The following is a 17,489-nucleotide window of genomic DNA, read 5'->3' on the forward strand; positions in this document are numbered from 1 at the left end:
ATAAAAAGGAGCCATAATGTTTTTACTTGCAATCAATAAAAATGAAATAGAAAATAATGATTTCTCACTTAATAGAAGCCTTTTGAGGAATATAACACAGTCTCATATTGATCAACCAATTATGTATAATGAAGACTATTACATGATCCCTTGGTTTTATTTGTACAAGCCAGAGGAAATAATTAATAATTTTTTAGTGTATGCTTATGAATTCGAGATGCTTGATGCTCACTTAAAAGAACCAACTGTTTTAACCTATCAGGATATCTATATTCGGCAGTGTTTAATCTTTCTCCATCCAATTTTAGGTAAAGTTCCAGAACAATTGCTTACTACTAAGGTTAATGCCAATATTTTAGCAAACAAGAATTACGAAAACCAACTGAACGTATTATACAATTATTTATCAGGCAAAAATAAGGACTTGCATAAAACGCCAACAAAAGAAGATTTTATTTTTGAAGTCAATAAAATCATGAATAATGAAATATTTTTTGACTTCAAAAATGATGCTTCATTTATAAATGAAGCTGAATACTTTATTACATACCCATGTATACAGCTTGCTTTTAAACATATAGCTATGAAATCTAGAAATATTGCAACTGGTAATTTTACTCGTTCCAAAATGCTAGTTGAGGAACTTATTAAAGATAAAAATAATCAACTTTATAACGCACAGGTTAAAATACTTAAAAAATGGAAAAGTAAGTATGAAAAATTACTATCAAAATTATCGCCAGAAGAAATCGATACTCTGACTGACAAAAACAAAAAAAGTTATCAAAAAAAGCCTATCCAAGAACAAACTTTGGAAGGTGCTCAAAAATATATTAACGGACAAATCGACATAGCAAAAAATAAAAAATATAGAGAATCTTTAAATAATAATGAATATTTCCAGTATTATAGAAGTAATAAAGAAGCTAAACTAAAGATAAACACCCCTCAACTTAAAACATTCTATGATTTACTTGAACATTTCATCGAAGACTTTGAAAAGATTAACGTAGGAGAAAAGAATGCTCTATTCAAAATTTTTCCTAAGGTTGCATTAGGAGCTATGCTGATAAATGATACACGAAAAGTTATTACCTCTGTATTGGCAGACTATAAACATAATGTAGATATATCAACAGTTTATACAGGCTCTAATTGGGAGACTATCAAAAGGGAAGAATATAAACTTGGAGTTCTTGGAAAAGCTCCAAGCAATAATATGGCTTATAATCATTATACTGAATCTTCAAATGTCATAGCTACACGAAATAAAGCCTGTTATGAAACTGGTATGGTGCTTGGAAATGGGGTAAGTGGTCATATGGCTTCTATCCTAGATATTCATGACTGCAAAACAGCTACAGAAAAAATGACTATAGCTTGTAGTATGCTCATTTTCTGGGATAAATTTTATGATCGACAAGTCACTAATGCTCATTCATATATAGAGGTCTTTGAATCTATTATGTATAAAGAAGATGATTATAGTAAGAAAATTCCCAAAATCATTTATACCAATTTTTCAGGAGATATGTTTACTACTTTAGTTACTTCTTATTGTAATAAAACTTTTAATCCAGTTAACACCTTGTCTTTATTAGAAGATACATCATTACAAAAGGATATTTTAGCAAAGAAAAATATCAATGATAAACAACCAATCATTAACCAAAAATTTTCTAGTGAAGAAATATATCAGCTCTTCCTTGCATTACAACGAGGTGAAACTATTTATCTTTATTAAAGAAAAACAGTTTTAACTTCTTTACAAGATCAATGCAAGCGGTTTCAGATCTCCTAAAATTAACTGGTTATAATTAAAATGACGCTTTATTATTTATAACTTCGTTAAATAAGCTGTATTTATAGGCATTTTAGGTGGACACTCTACCAAAAATAGTAACTTTACTAGTTATAACTGTAAAATAATAAGGTTGTCAAGACATTTTTAATGCAATTGCCCTGCATAAAGTCATTAGACCTCTTGCATAACCTGCTGAATTGATTAAACTTTTTATTTTTATTGGAATGGTGTTGATGAAATTTGAGCAGATTAAAGATGAGTCACCAGAAGGATTTCGTAGACTTACAGGTGTTAAACGCACTACTTTTACTGTCATGACAATGATATTAAATGAAGCGCAATTCCAACTAAAAGCACAAGGAGGCAAGCCGAATAAATTGTCTATAGAAGATAGGCTGCTTATGGCGCTGGAATATTTACGCGAATATAGAACATATTTTCATATTTCACGCAGCTATGGTCTAAGTGAAAGTGCTTGTTATCGTAATATACGCTGGGTTGAAGATACTCTGATTAAAGATGGGCAATTCTCATTGCCTGGACGTAAGGCATTATTAAAAAGTGATGTTGACTATGAGGTTGTACTGATAGATGCAACTGAAACACCCATTGAACGACCTAAAAAAACAAAAAAGCTTTTATTCTGGCAAAAAGAAGCGACATACGTTAAAGACGCAAATTATCGTGGATAAGAAGAAAAAGGAAATTATTTGTACCAATTTTTGCAATGGCAAGAGGCATGACTTTAGATTATTTAAAGAATCTGGTGTTCATATCCACCCAGAGATAAAAAGCCTCACCGATACGGGCTATCAAGGGATACATAAGCTGCATCAGCATTCAGAATTGCCGAAGAAAAGAATAAGGAAGAACCCACTAACCAAAGATGACAAAAAGAAAAACCGTGAACTGTCTAGTCAACGTGTTCTAAATGAGAATGTGATTGGCATGGTTAAGCGATTTAAAATTATTGCCGATCGTTATAGAAACAGAAGAAAACGATTTGGTTTGAGGTTTAATTTGATTGCTGGAATTTATAATAATAACCATCTCAAGGGTAGCTATCGATTAACTTCAAGTCTCCCAAACAAAAAAGCCCCGTATTTTAGTACGAGGCTTTAGATTTGTTTTTTTGGGGTTTAAAAAAGATGGCGACTACCTACTTTCACCTGGGCAACTGCCAGACTATCATCGGCGTGTTGTAGTTTCACTTCTGAGTTCGGAAAGGGATCAGGTGGTTCCTACAAGCTATCATCGCCAAAACTTGAGTTTTGGTATATAAAGATATTTAACAATTCAGCATAGAAATAGACTTAAGTCTCTCGGATCATTAGTACTGGTAAGCTACATACATTACTGCACTTACACACCCAGCCTATCAACGTCGTAGTCTCCAACGTTCCTTACTAGCTTATAGCTAGAGAGATCTAATCTTGAAGGAGGCTTCCCGCTTAGATGCTTTCAGCGGTTATCCCGTCCGAACGTAGCTACCCGGCAATGCTTCTGGCGAAACAACCGGAACACCAGTGGTTCGTTCACTCCGGTCCTCTCGTACTAGGAGCAACTCTTCTCAAATCTCTAACGCCCACGGCAGATAGGGACCGAACTGTCTCACGACGTTCTGAACCCAGCTCGCGTACCACTTTAAATGGCGAACAGCCATACCCTTGGGACCTGCTTCAGCCCCAGGATGTGATGAGCCGACATCGAGGTGCCAAACTCCTCCGTCGATATGAACTCTTGGGAGGAATCAGCCTGTTATCCCCGGAGTACCTTTTATCCGTTGAGCGATGGCCTTTCCATACAGAACCACCGGATCACTAAGACCTACTTTCGTACCTGCTCGAGCCGTCACTCTCGCAGTCAAGCGCACTTTTGCCTTTATACTCTTGGTATGATTTCCGACCATACCGAGTGCACCTTCGTACTCCTCCGTTACTCTTTAGGAGGAGACCGCCCCAGTCAAACTACCCACCATACACTGTCCTCGCCTTCCGGCTGAGTTAGAACTTCAATAATTCAAGGGTGGTATTTCAAGGTCGACTCCACATGATCTAGCGACCATGCTTCTTAGTCTCCCACCTATCCTACACATAAATGATCAAAGTCCAGTGCAAAGCTATAGTAAAGGTTCACGGGGTCTTTCCGTCTAACCGCGGGTACGCTGCATCTTCACAGCGATTTCAATTTCACTGAGTCTCTGGTGGAGACAGTGTGGCCATCGTTACGCCATTCGTGCAGGTCGGAACTTACCCGACAAGGAATTTCGCTACCTTAGGACCGTTATAGTTACGGCCGCCGTTTACTGGGGCTTCGATCCAGAGCTTCGCCTAAGCTAACCCCTTCAATTAACCTTCCAGCACCGGGCAGGCGTCACACCCTATACTTCCTCTCTCGAGTTCGCAGAGTGCTGTGTTTTTGATAAACAGTCGCAGCCACCTGGTATTTGCAACCCTCAACAGCTTACGTAGCAAGTACTTCACCATTAAGGGCACACCTTCTTCCAAAGTTACGGTGTCATTTTGCCTAGTTCCTTCACCAGAGTTCTCTCATAGCCTTAGTATTCTCTACCTACCCACCAGTGTCGGTTTACAGTACGGTTACTTATACAATATACTTAGAAGCTTTTCCTGGAAGCAGGGCATTAGTAGCTTCGCCAAATAAATTCGGCTTCGTCTCGTATCTCAGATTATCAAGATGCCGGATTTGCCTAGCACCTCTACCTACCTACTTTCACTTGGACAACCATGCGCCAAGCCTACCTAGCCTTCTCCGTCCCTCCTTCGTTCATATAAGCAGCACAGGAATATTAACCTGTTTCCCATCGACTTCACTCTTCAGCTACGCCTTAGGGGCCGGCTTACCCTACGTTGATTAACATTGCGTAGGAATCCTTGGGTTTTCGGCCAATAAGAATCTCACTTATTTTACGTTACTCATGTCAGCATTCGCACTTCTGATACCTCCAGCAAACTTCTCAATTCACCTTCATCGGCTTACAGAACGCTCCCCTACCAATATATTAAATATATTCCGCAACTTCGGTGCATAGCTTAGCCCCGTTAAATCTTACGTGCAGGCCGACTCGACCAGTGAGCTATTACGCTTTCTTTAAAGGATGGCTGCTTCTAAGCCAACCTCCTGGCTGTCTGGGCCTTCCCACTTCGTTTCCCACTTAGCTATGACTTAGGGACCTTAGTTGGCGGTCTGGGCTGTTTCCCTTTCCACGACGGACCTTAGCACCCGCCGTGTGTCTCCCGTGATAAAACTTGATCGTATTCTGAGTTTGCATCGAGTCGGTAAGCTCGTAAAAGCCCCCTAGTCGAAACAGTGCTTTACCCCAATCAGTCAATTCACGAGGCACTACCTAAATAGTTTTCGGGGAGAACCAGCTATCTCCGTGCTTGATTAGCCTTTCACTCCGATCCACAGCTCATCCCATACTTTTGCAACAGTACCGGGTTCGGTCCTCCAGTTAGTATTACCTAACCTTCAACCTGGCCATGGATAGATCGCGCCGGTTTCGGGTCTACTCCTAGCGACTAGGCGCTCTATTAAAACTCGCTTTCGCTACGGATCCCTTATTCAGTTATCCTCGCCACTAAAAGTAACTCGCTGACCCATTATACAAAAGGTACGCAGTCACATGACTAAATCATGCTCCTACTGCTTGTATGCAAGCGGTTTCAGATTCTATTTCACTCCCTTTATAAGGGTTCTTTTCACCTTTCCCTCACGGTACTAGTTCACTATCGGTCATTCAGGAGTATTTAGCCTTGGAGGATGGTCCCCCCATGTTCAAACAAGGTTTCTCGTGCCTCGCCCTACTTGTTCGTATGCTTAGTTCCATCTTAATCATTTCGTATACGGGACTATCACCCTCTATCGTCAAGCTTCCCAACTTGTTCTACTATAATTAAGACTATATCATACCAGGCTCTTCCCACTTCGCTCGCCACTACTATGGGAATCTCAATTGATTTCTCTTCCTAAGGGTACTTAGATGTTTCAGTTCCCCTCGTTCGCTCTCTATCTTATATCAGATAAAGTAACTAGACTACTCTAGTTGGGTTCCCCCATTCGGAAATTCCGGGATCAATGCTTATTTGTCAGCTACCCCAGACTTATCGCAGACTAACACGTCCTTCTTCGCCTCTGAATGCCAAGGCATCCACCGCTTGCACTTATTTTCTTAAGTCTATCTCTATACTAAATTGTTAAATATCTCTATCTTCATGCAAATAAAATAATGGTGGAGCCAAGCGGGATCGAACCGCTGACCCCCTGCGTGCAAAGCAGGTGCTCTCCCAGCTGAGCTATGGCCCCAAAAAAATGGTGGGTCTGAGTAGACTTGAACTACCGACCTCACCCTTATCAGGGGTGCGCTCTAACCAACTGAGCTACAGACCCGTATCTTATTTACACTAAAATCTATTATCTACAAACACTCTATCAATTTATCTGAATTAGCAATTAAGCTCTATTCTTATTATTCTTTTCGTATTTCCTTTAAGGAGGTGATCCAGCCGCAGGTTCCCCTACGGCTACCTTGTTACGACTTCACCCTAGTCATGAATCACTCCGTGGTAAACGCCCATTCGTTAAGCTATCTACTTCTGGAGCAACCCACTCCCATGGTGTGACGGGCGGTGTGTACAAGACCCGGGAACGTATTCACCGCGACATTCTGATTCGCGATTACTAGCGATTCCGACTTCATGCTCTCGAGTTGCAGAGAACAATCCGGACTAAGAGTACCTTTCTGAGTTTCGCTCCACCTCGCGGTTTGGCAGCCCTCTGTAATACCCATTGTAGCACGTGTGTAGCCCTGGTCGTAAGGGCCATGATGACTTGACGTCGTCCCCACCTTCCTCCGCCTTGTCAGCGGCAGTCTCAATAGAGTACCCAACTTAATGATGGTAACTATCAATAGGGGTTGCGCTCGTTGCGGGACTTAACCCAACATTTCACAACACGAGCTGACGACAGCCGTGCAGCACCTGTCACACAGTTCCCGAAGGCACCAATTCATCTCTGAAAAGTTCTGTGGATGTCAAGACCAGGTAAGGTTCTTCGCGTTGCATCGAATTAAACCACATGCTCCACCGCTTGTGCGGGTCCCCGTCAATTCCTTTGAGTTTTAGCCTTGCGGCCGTAGTCCCCAGGCGGAGTACTTATCGCGTTAGCTACGCCACTAGGCCCTTTACACCGAACCTAACAGCTAGTACTCATCGTTTACAGCGTGGACTACCAGGGTATCTAATCCTGTTTGATCCCCACGCTTTCGTCCCTCAGTGTCAGTATTAGTCCAGAATGTTGCCTTCGCCATCGGTGTTCCTTCTGATCTCTACGCATTTCACCGCTACACCAGAAATTCCCCATTCCTCTACCATACTCTAGTTTGACAGTATCAAATGCAGTTCCAAGGTTGAGCCCTGGGCTTTCACATCTGACTTATCAAACCACCTACAGACCCTTTACGCCCAGTAATTCCGATTAACGCTTGCACCCCCCGTATTACCGCGGCTGCTGGCACGGAGTTAGCCGGTGCTTATTCTTCAGGTAACGTCAATTCCATTAGCTATTAACTAACAGACCTTCCTCCCTAACTAAAGTGCTTTACAACCCTAAGGCCTTCTTCACACACATGGTATTGCTGGATCAGAGTTTCCTCCATTGTCCAATATTCCCCACTGCTGCCTCCCGTAGGAGTTTGGGCCGTGTCTCAGTCCCAATGTGGCTGATCATCCTCTCAAATCAGCTATGGATCGTCGCCTTGGTAGGCCCTTACCCTACCAACTAGCTAATCCAACGCAGGCTCATCCATTCGCGACAGCAACAAGTTGCCACCTTTAATCCTCAGATATTATGCGGTATTAACAGTCGTTTCCAACTGGTATCCCCCTCAAATGGGTAAATTCCTACGCGTTACTCACCCGTCCGCCACTCGTCAGCATCCGAAGACCTGCTACCGTTCGACTTGCATGTGTTAAGCATACCACCAGCGTTCAATCTGAGCCAGGATCAAACTCTTCAGTTTAATCTATTTCTTGACTCAATTACTAAACTCAAATTTATCAACAAAGTGTTTGTATATAATATATCTCTTAAATATCTTCCAGGCCTAAACCCTCTCTACCGCTAACATCACCCGTCAGCCAGTGAAGACATATAATACACACCTCCCTCTCTCAACGCAAGAGCTTTTTCTAAAATTTTTAAAGTTTTTTACGGTTTTTCGATTTTTTAGCGTTTAGAATTCTATAGGTAATTGCTTATTATGTATTGTGAAGCTATTGCAAGTTGTTATTAGATAAGAATAACAAGGTAAAAACATTCTAAAATTATAGTTTTAACAGAATTAGAAACATATAACATTTTTCCAAATGCTCATTATTTTAAGTAAATAAGTGGTTTAAATATATTTAGCACTTTATATACTTTTATATTACTAATTAATTTTAACTAGTGACTATTAATTACACACCTACCAAATCTATTGACTTATAGTTATAATCATAGTCAGTAAACATAATTGTTTATGTTAAAACTAAGGAGAAAAATATGAATATAAAAAGAAAATTAATTTCAATAGTAACCTTAAGCCTAATGGGGTCTTCAGCTTTTGCTACTGAAGCTTGGTCTACTTCTGACCTAAGTAGCTACTCTGCAGGTACTATTGTAACTGATCAAGGCAAAACTTATAAATGTAAACCTTGGCCATATGAAGGTTGGTGTAAATCAGCTGCGTATAGACCTTCTGGTATATATGGCGCTGATGCTTGGGATGAGACAGGTCCTGGTCCAAGTCCAACTCCAGCTGAAAAGATTACAGCAAATGTTTCTATTCAAGGTCAACTTCCTACTACAGCTGGTATCGATTTTGTAAGTTCAAAAGGTACTTTTACTGTTTCAAATGGTAAAGTTACTTTAGAATATCCAAAAGATGGCTCAGAAACTTATACTGTTAAACTTAACGGTGATGAAGGTACTATTTCTCCTTCTACAGTAACAGTTTCTGCTACAACTACAACTATTGCGTTAACTTATACCGCAAAACCTGCTCCTGAACCTACTCCAGGTATAAAAGCCTGGGATCCTTCTGCTGTTTATACTGCAGGTGACCAAGTAACATATAACAACTCTATATACGAGGCTAAATGGTGGACGCAAGGTAACAACCCTGAAACTTCTGGAGAATGGGGACCTTGGAAACTAGTAGGTGAAGATCCTGCTAAAGAAAAAGCTACTCTTACTATTACTATACCAGCAAAGCCTGCCTTTGTTACTGACTCTTCTTTACCTACTGTAACTGTATTTGATAAAAATAACACTAAAGTAGCTGAGAAAAATGTTAGTTGGAGCTCTTCTGTTGACCTTAAAGTCCCTGCAGGAGAATTAAAAGTTTCTGTTAGCTCTATCGGTTCCAGCCGTGGTACTGCAACTCCTAATAACTTCTCTATAGCTAAAGGTGAAACTAAAAACATCGCAATAAGTTATGAACAAGCACAAGTAGGATCTATAAACTTAATAGCCTCTGCAGACAGAAGCGTTTCAAAAGCTGTAGATTATGTAGTTAAGGATGAAGCTGGAAATGTCGCTTCAGAAGGTACCGTAAATTTCACTTCTCCAACAGTTATTGATAACTTACCTGCATCTACTGAAGGTGTTAAATATACAATTACGGCTAAAGACTTTACTTATGATGGCAGAGCGTACGTATCAGAACCTACTGAAGTAGTAGTCTATAGCTTTAATAAGTCAGAAGCACAATTACAATTTACATCAGAAGAAATCCCAACAGAAGCTGTAAATATTACTGTTACTGATCTACCAAAAGGTAAAGAGACTACTTTAAAATTCACAAGTAGTAATGGTGATTCTCAACAACTAAAGGTTAACGCTAGTGGTGTTTATACTGAGCAACTACCAAAAGATGGTAATACTTGGACTGTATCTGCTGATAAAATCTCTGGATACAAAGATAGTATAAATCCTAGTTCTTTTGTGGCTGATCAAAACGAGCAAAATGTTAATTTAACTTTTGAACAAGTCGCTCCTATTGAAGCTAGTAAAAAAGTTATAGGTTATTGGGAAAACTGGAAGCCAGGTTTAATAAGTGGTGACTATAAAGGTAGTGCTGAAGATGTGGCTCCATATACTCATGTACTATACTCTTTCTTAACATTAGATAGCTCGCCAAATCCAGAAAATCCTGCTAATAAAAAATGGAATAGTGGTCATATAAATGAAAGTATGGCTGGCGCTGATGTTCTAAGTGTTATGGGTAACTATCAAAACCCGTGGGATAATAACTATAATTGGCAGAGGGTGCGTATAGACTCTCTCATAAACCTAACCCATTCTAATAATGGTAAGTTCATATGGGCAATTGGTGGCTGGTCTGATTTACAACAAACAATTAGTGATGATCAAATAGACGCTTTTGTTAATCAGGTTATCGAACTATTAAAACTTGGTGGTGATGGTGTAGATTTTGACTGGGAACATTTAAGCCAATTGGCTGATGGTTCACCCAACCCTAATAAAGAGCAACAACTAGCAACTTTAGCTAAAACTCTTAAAACCTTAAGAGAAAAACTAGATGCTGAAGGCATGAGTGATAAGCAAATAGGTTATACTACCAGATTTAACGCTTTCTTTGAAAGTAGTAAAAATCACGGTTTTGCAAACAACTTTAATTCTGATGGAGAAGGTATAGCTATTGAAAAATGGTTAAAAGACAATGGATCTTCATTAGATGAGGTTGTCAATTGGGTAAATATAATGGCTTACGATGTAAGTCCTAATGATATGCCTAATGGCAAAACTTGGACTAAAGCCGTTTATGAGGATATGTTAAATAGCTTCTCTAAATACGTAAATCCAAGCTTAGTAGTTCTTGGCTTTGAACCAGGTGGGCAAGCTGCATCTGGAGAATGGGAAGGACTGGAGCTTGATAAACAAATGATTGACTACGTTGCCGAAAAAGGTTTTGGTGGATCTATGTTCTGGGCTATAAACCAACCAGCGATGGGTACAGCTTCTACTTACTACCAAAATGTTATTACTGGTGATAACGTCAATAGTTTAGCAAATTACTCGCAAGATGCTTTTGCTGAGTAATTAAATTCTAAAAGAGAGAACTTTTCTTTCTTCTTTTTATGTTCCTGATATTCTTAAGTACTTTTAATCAAAATATTTCCAAAATGTACTAGTTTCCGCTATATTTACATATTATATTATTTTTTGTGATTAGTAGAAATGAGGTCAACTATTATGGATAAAAGCTTTTATTGCAGTATTAGAGATAAAATTAAAGAAATAAAAAATGCAGGAACCTACAAAAGTGAGCGAATTATAACAACCCCCCAAGAACCGTTAATAACTCTAGAAAATGGTAAGACTTTAATTAATTTCTGTGCAAATAATTACCTTGGTTTTGCGAATAATCCAGAACTAGTTGCTTATGCAAAAGAGCATATTGAAGAATGTGGATATGGTATGGCTTCTGTAAGGTTTATTTGTGGAACAAATAGTGTGCATAAACAATTAGAAAAAGAGTTGAGTGATTTTTTTGGATTTGAAGATACTATTTTATACCCTTCTTGCTTTGATGCTAATGCTGGGTTATTTGAAACTCTACTCACAAAAGAAGATGCTATTATTAGCGATTCTTTAAACCACGCCAGTATTATAGATGGTGTTAGACTTTGCAAAGCTATGAGATTTAGATACGATAACAATGATATGAAAGAACTAGAAGATAAGCTTATCGAAGCTGATAAAGCTGGAGCTAGATTTAAGATGATTGCTACAGATGGTGTTTTTTCTATGGATGGTATAATCGCAGATTTAAAATCAATTTGTGATCTAGCTGATAAATATAATGCTATAGTTATGGTTGATGATTCTCATGCTGCTGGTTTTATAGGAAAAAATGGTAAAGGCTCAATAGAGCATTGTAATGTTATGGGTCGTGTGGATATTTTAACAGGAACTCTCGGAAAAGGCTTAGGTGGAGCATCTGGTGGATATATATGTGCAAAAAAAGAAGTAGTAGATTTATTAAAAAATCTATCTCGGCCATATTTATTCTCAAATGCTTTAGCACCTATTATTACAAAAACATCTCTAAAAGCTCTTGAAATAACTAAAAATTCTAACCACCTAAGGGAACAACTCCAATTAAACCAGCAACGATTTAGAACAAAAATGTCAGCAGCTGGTTTTGATCTGGTTCCTGGGGAACATCCTATTATCCCAGTAATGATATATGATGAAAAAACAGCAGCAATTCTTGCTGATAAACTTCTAGAATATGGTATTTATGTTATAGCTTTTTCATACCCTGTAGTTCCAAAAGGCAAAGCCCGAATTAGAACTCAAATGTCAGCTGCCCATACTTTTGAACAAATAGATAAAGCTGTGGATAGCTTTACAAAAGCAGCTAAAGAGCTGAACATCATATAATGCTTGACAGAACTTAGGAAATAAAAGCTTGTTAATTTAAACTCATATCAACAAAAAATAAGCTAGAGCTAAATAAGCTTACTATTTTCAGCATTTTTGATGAAAATGAAAATAAAAACTAACTCTAATATATCTATGAGCATTTATAGCCTGCTAGGTATAAAAAGCAGTACTAACTGGAATAGCTTAAAATCAAGCTATTCCAGTAGATTACGTGGTCAATCCCAACTGAATGACGTACTACTTTTTAGCGTAGTTAGCTATAGTACTAAGATTTAAGCAACAACTTTAATAAACAAAACTACATAAAGGATTTTTTTAAATATGAAAGCTTTAGCAAAGTTAAAGAAAGAGCCTGGAATTTGGATGATAAATGACGCTCCTATACCAGAATATGGTTATAATGACGTTTTAATTAAAATAAGAAAAACTGCTATCTGCGGTACGGATCTACATATATATAACTGGGACAAGTGGTCTCAACAAACAATCCCTGTGCCTATGATTATAGGGCATGAGTTTGTTGGTGAAGTAGCAGCCAAGGGTGATGGAGTAAAAGGATTAAATATAGGCGATAGAGTCTCTGGTGAAGGACATTTAGTATGTGGACTTTGTCGTAATTGTAAAGCAGGAAAACGTCATTTGTGTAGGTCCACGGTAGGTATTGGAGTAAATGTACAGGGAGCTTTTGCTGAATACTTAGTGATGACTGCTGCTAATGTTTTTAAAGTTCCTGATACCATCTGTGATGATATTGCTAGTATTTTTGATCCTCTTGGTAACGCAGTGCATACTGCTTTATCGTTTAACCTAACTGGAGAAGATGTCCTTATTACAGGAGCTGGTCCAATTGGCCTTATGGCTGTTAAAATTGCGAGGTTTTGTGGTGCTAGAAGAATCGTTGTAACTGACATTAATGAATATCGACTTAAGAAAGCAAAAGATTTTGGTGCTACTTTTGCTTTTAACGTGGGAAATTTTAAATCACAAGATGAATTGACCAAAAAAATGAAAGATATAATGTCTGAAATTGGTATGACAGAAGGCTTTGATGTAGGTTTAGAAATGTCAGGTATAAATTCAGCAATCTCAATGATGTTAAATGTAATGAATCATGGTGGTAAGGTGTCTTTATTAGGTATTTCATCTGGAGATATCACTATTGACTGGGGTGCAATATTGTTCAAAGGTCTTATATTAAAAGGCATATATGGTAGAGAAATGTTTGAAACTTGGTATCTAATGTCTAGTATGGTCCAAGCTGGACTAGATATGAATTCTGTGATTACACATAGATTTAATATAGATGACTACCAAGAAGCTTTCGAAATTATGAAAAGTGGCAAGTGTGGCAAAGTAATACTGGATTGGAGCAAAAGGTGAAAAAAACAAATCATACAAATACCATAAAAATAGACACTCAATGGATTTTCACACTTTTTGGGACAGCTGTTGGAGCGGGGCTCCTTTACTTACCTATTCAAGCTGGTGATAGTGGTTTTTGGGCATTAACCACAGTACTCATCTTGGCACTTCCTTTAACTTACTATTCTCATAAAAACATGGCTAACACTGTTATTGGAGCTAATGATGGCGGTATCGCAGAGGTTTTTACACATAATCTAGGAAAGCTACTCGGTTTAATATGTGTGGTACTGTACTTTTTTGCTATTTTCTTAAATATGCCCATGTACTCTATAGGTCTAAACAGCGAATTAGGTAACTTCTTATTATATTACAATATTACGGACTCTAACCTCTCTCAAAGTATTTGGTTTAGTTTTTTTATTTTATCAACCCTTTTAATAATAGTATCTTTAGGAATAAATATAATACTTAGATTTATGCAGTTTACTGTTTTATTTCTTATAATATTAGTTATTACTCTGTCTGTATATATAATTCCTTACTGGAATGGCAAATTTATAACCGAAAGTAGTTTTAGTTTTATTAGTTACATAAAAGGATTACTTATGGTCTTACCTATCCTTGTATTGTCAATGAATCATTCACCTGTTATTTCTAGCTTAGTAATATTCTACAGAGAGAATATCAAACTTAAACATGAGGATGAAAAAGCTAAAGTATATAAAATACTTAAGGTTAATTCATTAATCCTATTTATTTTTGTACTACTTTTTGTAACTTCATGTTTATTAAGCACTACAGTAGCTGACCTTCATATGGCTAACGTTAATAATCTTTCTATAGTAACTCTAATACAAAAGCAACACCCTAATACTTTTTTAAAGATATTAGCACCAATGATAGTATTTACAGCTATTATAAGTTCTTTTATTGGCTGCTATATAGGTTCAAAAGAAGCTTTAAAGTTTTTGTTCAGATATTTATTTAAAGGTGTTTGTAATATACAAGTAAAAGACTCTTTAATTAATACCCTTTGTATAACTATTATTTTTTTAGTTTTATGGGTTTGTACGATATGTAATTTTAGTATACTCCGCATAATAGGGATCCTGGTCGCCCCAACAGTAGCTTTTTTATTATATATACTACCTGTATTAATCATCTATAAAAATGTTAAATGCAAAGAGTATCGCAAGGTTGTATTAGATTCATTATTAGTGATAATAGGATGTGTAATAATTTTTGGATACATAATAGGATTACTACTTAGCTAATATCAATTCCAACATAAATTGGTGCATTTATCACAAAGGAGTTTATGACTAATTTAAGTTTTTGATGTGCAGGCAATAGCAGTGGCTATTGGCAAATATCAAAGGATTAAATTAGGTATGAAATACAAAGTTAGAAAGTACTAATATGTGTTGGAATTGGTATAAGCTCGGCAAAGCCAATCTATTAGCTCTAAGTCTTCTTGAGTTGTTACTTTAATATTACTTCTAGATCCTTGAATAATTAAAGGACTGCTTCCATATAATTCTAATGCTGATGCTTCATCTGTAACTAGCTTTGCTAAATCATTAAGCCGGCAATATTCAAAAGCATTATACAACAAACTAAGCTCACATAATTGTGGAGTTTGAGCTAACCATATGTTATCACGATTAAGTGTTTTATCTATAGTAATTGGGCTATTAGAAGTCACCTGCTTAACCGTTTCAAAGGCTCTAATACCTAAGATCCCACTTTTACATTTAGACAATTTAACAGCTTCATACAAATTTTTAGTATCTTGGAATGTAACATTTGGTCTTGCTGCGTCATGAACAAATATCCAGGTAGTCTGAGATCTTATTTGTATCTGTTTTAAAGCGTTATAGACGCTATCAAAACGTGTCTCCCCCCCTAAACAAGTAACTACTTTAGGATGACTAAAATATATAGAATCTTTCCAGAAGTTATCATCTTTATTAAGAGCTACTATGACCTTATCAAAAAAATCGGGTTCTATAAATTTCTCTAGAGCTGTATCTAGGATAGTTTTATTATTTGAAAGCTTAAAATACTGTTTAGGAATATCAAGTGCCATTCTAGTTCCAATACCCGCAGCTGGAATTATTACATATTTACTAGAATCATTTGACACTATAAAAGACCTCTCCTTTCTTTATAAAACCCATATTTTGGCGGGCGAGACTCTCTAGTACTTCACTGTTTTTACGTAAAGAAACAACCTCAGAATATAATTGGGCATTGGTCTGATATTGCTCTTGGACTTCCTTTGTTTGAGTTTTTACTGCTTTTTTTAAATGCTCATAACTAAGTAATCCTGTATTACTAAACCACAAATCATATTGTAAGATAGTAATCAAAAGTAACACTATTGTTATAAAAATATAGAAAAAAGTATTAGATTTACCCATTTTGCAAAAAACTACTACTGTTATTGAACTTGAATAACAACTTTTTCATTTTCAGTTTCTTGTACTACTATTTCTTGAGGTTCTTCTTCATCAGAGTTAAACACAAATGCTTTTATACCCGGGTAGATTGCATTTTCACCTAACTCTTCTTCTATTCTAAGTAATTGATTATATTTAGCTATACGATCAGATCTAGAAAGAGAGCCTGTTTTTATTTGTCCAGAACAAGTAGCTACTGCTAAATCCGCTATAATCGTATCAGAAGTCTCACCCGAACGATGTGAAATCACACAAGTGTACCCTGCTTGGCCAGCCATAGCCATAGCCTCAAAAGTTTCTGTTAAAGACCCGATTTGGTTTAATTTAATTAAAATAGAATTGGCTACACCTTTTTCAATACCTTTAGATAAGATACTAGGATTTGTTACAAATAGATCATCACCTACTAATTGTACTTTTGAGCCAAGTTTTTCTGTTAATAATTTCCAGCCATCCCAATCTTCTTCAGCAAGACCATCTTCGATAGAAATTATAGGGTATTTTTCAACCCATGCAGCGTAGTAATCAACCATTTCTTGGCTTGTTAGAGATTTATTTTCTGACTTAAGTTCATACTTACCATCTTTGTAAAACTCACTACTAGCTGGATCTAAAGCAATAAATACATGCTTACCTGGCTCATAACCTGCCTTTTTGACTGCTTTTAGTATCGCTTCTATAGCAGCTTCATTTGATGGAAGATCTGGAGCATAGCCGCCTTCATCACCTACCCCAGCGATGCTATAACCATCTTCTATTAAAACTTTCTTTAAGGTATGAAAAACCTCTGTACCACATCTTAGTGCTTCTGAAAAACTTTCAAAGCCCGCTGGTACTATCATGAACTCTTGCATATCAACATTGTTATCCGCATGAGCACCACCATTGATAACGTTCATCATTGGTACAGGCATGAGATATTCTTGTACATCCATTAAATAACGATAGAAAGGTTTTCTCAAATGTGAAGCTGCTGCTCTAGCTGTAGCCAAAGATACACCTAAGATAGCATTTGCACCTAGGTTTTTTTTATTTTCTGTACCATCTAAATCTATCATAGTTTTATCAACTAATCTTTGGTCTAAAGCATCTAGTCCTTTTATAACTTGGGCAATTTTAGTGTTAACATTTTCAACTGCTTTATAAACACTTTTTCCTAAATAAATGTCTTTATTACCATCCCTAAGTTCTAATGCTTCTTTAATCCCAGTAGATGCTCCAGAAGGTACAGCAGCTCTACCAAAAGCACCACTTTCTAAAACAACATCTACTTCAACAGTAGGATTTCCACGTGAATCTAATATCTGTCTAGCAACAACTTGCTTAATTAACGATGACATAACTATTCTCCTTTAGGTAAATTAAGTCTTTTGAAATCTTGA

The 17,489-nt window shown here is 37.1% G+C and carries 9 protein-coding genes, 2 tRNA genes and 3 rRNA genes; 6 read left to right on the forward strand and 8 right to left on the reverse strand.

The window, feature by feature from the left end; all coding sequences use genetic code 11:
• Window positions 1–16: 16 nt before the first annotated feature.
• Window positions 17–1,744, forward strand: a complete 1,728-nt coding sequence (locus FRA_RS05115) for a hypothetical protein (protein ID WP_035719557.1) — start codon at window positions 17–19, stop codon at window positions 1,742–1,744.
• Between the two features lie 293 nt (window positions 1,745–2,037).
• A protein-coding gene (locus tag FRA_RS05120) for an IS5 family transposase (RefSeq protein ID WP_464110820.1) occupies window positions 2,038–2,926 on the forward strand; the annotation gives its coding sequence in 2 pieces (ribosomal slippage) (window positions 2,038–2,426 and window positions 2,425–2,926; 891 coding nt in all).
• 24 nt (window positions 2,927–2,950) lie between these two features.
• Here the strand turns inward: FRA_RS05120 and rrf are convergent.
• The 5 genes from rrf to FRA_RS05145 form a co-directional block, all read right to left on the reverse strand.
• A 5S ribosomal RNA gene (gene rrf, locus FRA_RS05125) occupies window positions 2,951–3,066 on the reverse strand.
• Between the two features lie 47 nt (window positions 3,067–3,113).
• Window positions 3,114–6,002, reverse strand: a 23S ribosomal RNA gene (locus tag FRA_RS05130).
• 52 nt (window positions 6,003–6,054) lie between these two features.
• Window positions 6,055–6,130 (reverse strand) — tRNA-Ala (locus FRA_RS05135).
• 7 nt (window positions 6,131–6,137) lie between these two features.
• Window positions 6,138–6,214 (reverse strand) — tRNA-Ile (locus FRA_RS05140).
• A 100-nt stretch (window positions 6,215–6,314) separates the two neighbouring features.
• Window positions 6,315–7,844, reverse strand: a 16S ribosomal RNA gene (locus tag FRA_RS05145).
• The 16S, 23S and 5S rRNA genes sit together here with 2 tRNA genes alongside, the layout of an rRNA operon.
• Window positions 7,845–8,368: 524 nt before the next feature.
• Between FRA_RS05145 and FRA_RS05150 the strand changes: the two genes are divergently transcribed.
• The 4 genes from FRA_RS05150 to FRA_RS05165 all read left to right on the forward strand — a co-directional run bounded on the left by FRA_RS05150 (window position 8,369) and on the right by FRA_RS05165 (window position 14,919).
• Window positions 8,369–10,930 (forward strand): glycosyl hydrolase family 18 protein, encoded by a 2,562-nt coding sequence (locus FRA_RS05150; protein ID WP_464110821.1) that lies wholly within the window; start codon window positions 8,369–8,371, stop codon window positions 10,928–10,930.
• Window positions 10,931–11,083: 153 nt separating this feature from the next.
• Window positions 11,084–12,277: a glycine C-acetyltransferase gene (locus tag FRA_RS05155; RefSeq protein ID WP_035719576.1), complete on the forward strand. Its 1,194-nt coding sequence runs from the start codon at window positions 11,084–11,086 to the stop codon at window positions 12,275–12,277.
• Window positions 12,278–12,601: 324 nt separating this feature from the next.
• On the forward strand, window positions 12,602–13,660 hold the full coding sequence (gene tdh / locus FRA_RS05160; RefSeq protein ID WP_035719577.1) for an L-threonine 3-dehydrogenase: 1,059 nt from the start codon (window positions 12,602–12,604) through the stop codon (window positions 13,658–13,660).
• Window positions 13,657–14,919, forward strand: a complete 1,263-nt coding sequence (locus FRA_RS05165; protein ID WP_035719578.1) for an amino acid permease — start codon at window positions 13,657–13,659, stop codon at window positions 14,917–14,919. Before tdh ends, FRA_RS05165 begins: the two co-directional genes overlap by 4 nt.
• A 140-nt stretch (window positions 14,920–15,059) precedes the next feature.
• On the opposite strand, the gene ispD is transcribed toward FRA_RS05165, so the two are convergent.
• Genes ispD through eno form a run of 3 tightly spaced genes read right to left on the reverse strand, consistent with a single transcriptional unit; the run spans window position 15,060 to window position 17,447 of the window.
• Complete coding sequence (gene ispD, locus FRA_RS05170) at window positions 15,060–15,791, reverse strand: 2-C-methyl-D-erythritol 4-phosphate cytidylyltransferase (RefSeq protein ID WP_035719579.1); 732 nt, start codon at window positions 15,789–15,791, stop codon at window positions 15,060–15,062.
• A complete protein-coding gene (locus tag FRA_RS05175) occupies window positions 15,781–16,068 on the reverse strand; it encodes an FtsB family cell division protein (protein ID WP_035719580.1) in 288 nt (95 codons plus the stop codon). Before FRA_RS05175 ends, ispD begins: the two co-directional genes overlap by 11 nt.
• A gap of 20 nt (window positions 16,069–16,088) precedes the next feature.
• Window positions 16,089–17,447, reverse strand: coding sequence for a phosphopyruvate hydratase (gene eno, locus FRA_RS05180; RefSeq protein ID WP_035719582.1), 1,359 nt, complete (start codon window positions 17,445–17,447; stop codon window positions 16,089–16,091).
• Window positions 17,448–17,489: the final 42 nt, after the last annotated feature.

The organism is Allofrancisella heilbronnii, from assembly GCF_000710735.2.
GTDB classification, from domain to species: Bacteria; Pseudomonadota; Gammaproteobacteria; order Francisellales; family Francisellaceae; genus Francisella; species Francisella frigidaquae.

Coding starts and splice junctions, on each gene's coding strand:
- FRA_RS05115 (WP_035719557.1), top strand. CDS start 17: ATGTTTTTACTTGCAATCAATAAAAATGAAATAGAAAATAATGATTTC.
- FRA_RS05155 (WP_035719576.1), top strand. CDS start 11,084: ATGGATAAAAGCTTTTATTGCAGTATTAGAGATAAAATTAAAGAAATA.
- tdh (WP_035719577.1), top strand. CDS start 12,602: ATGAAAGCTTTAGCAAAGTTAAAGAAAGAGCCTGGAATTTGGATGATA.
- eno (WP_035719582.1), bottom strand. CDS start 17,447: ATGTCATCGTTAATTAAGCAAGTTGTTGCTAGACAGATATTAGATTCA.
- FRA_RS05150 (WP_464110821.1), top strand. CDS start 8,369: ATGAATATAAAAAGAAAATTAATTTCAATAGTAACCTTAAGCCTAATG.
- FRA_RS05175 (WP_035719580.1), bottom strand. CDS start 16,068: ATGGGTAAATCTAATACTTTTTTCTATATTTTTATAACAATAGTGTTA.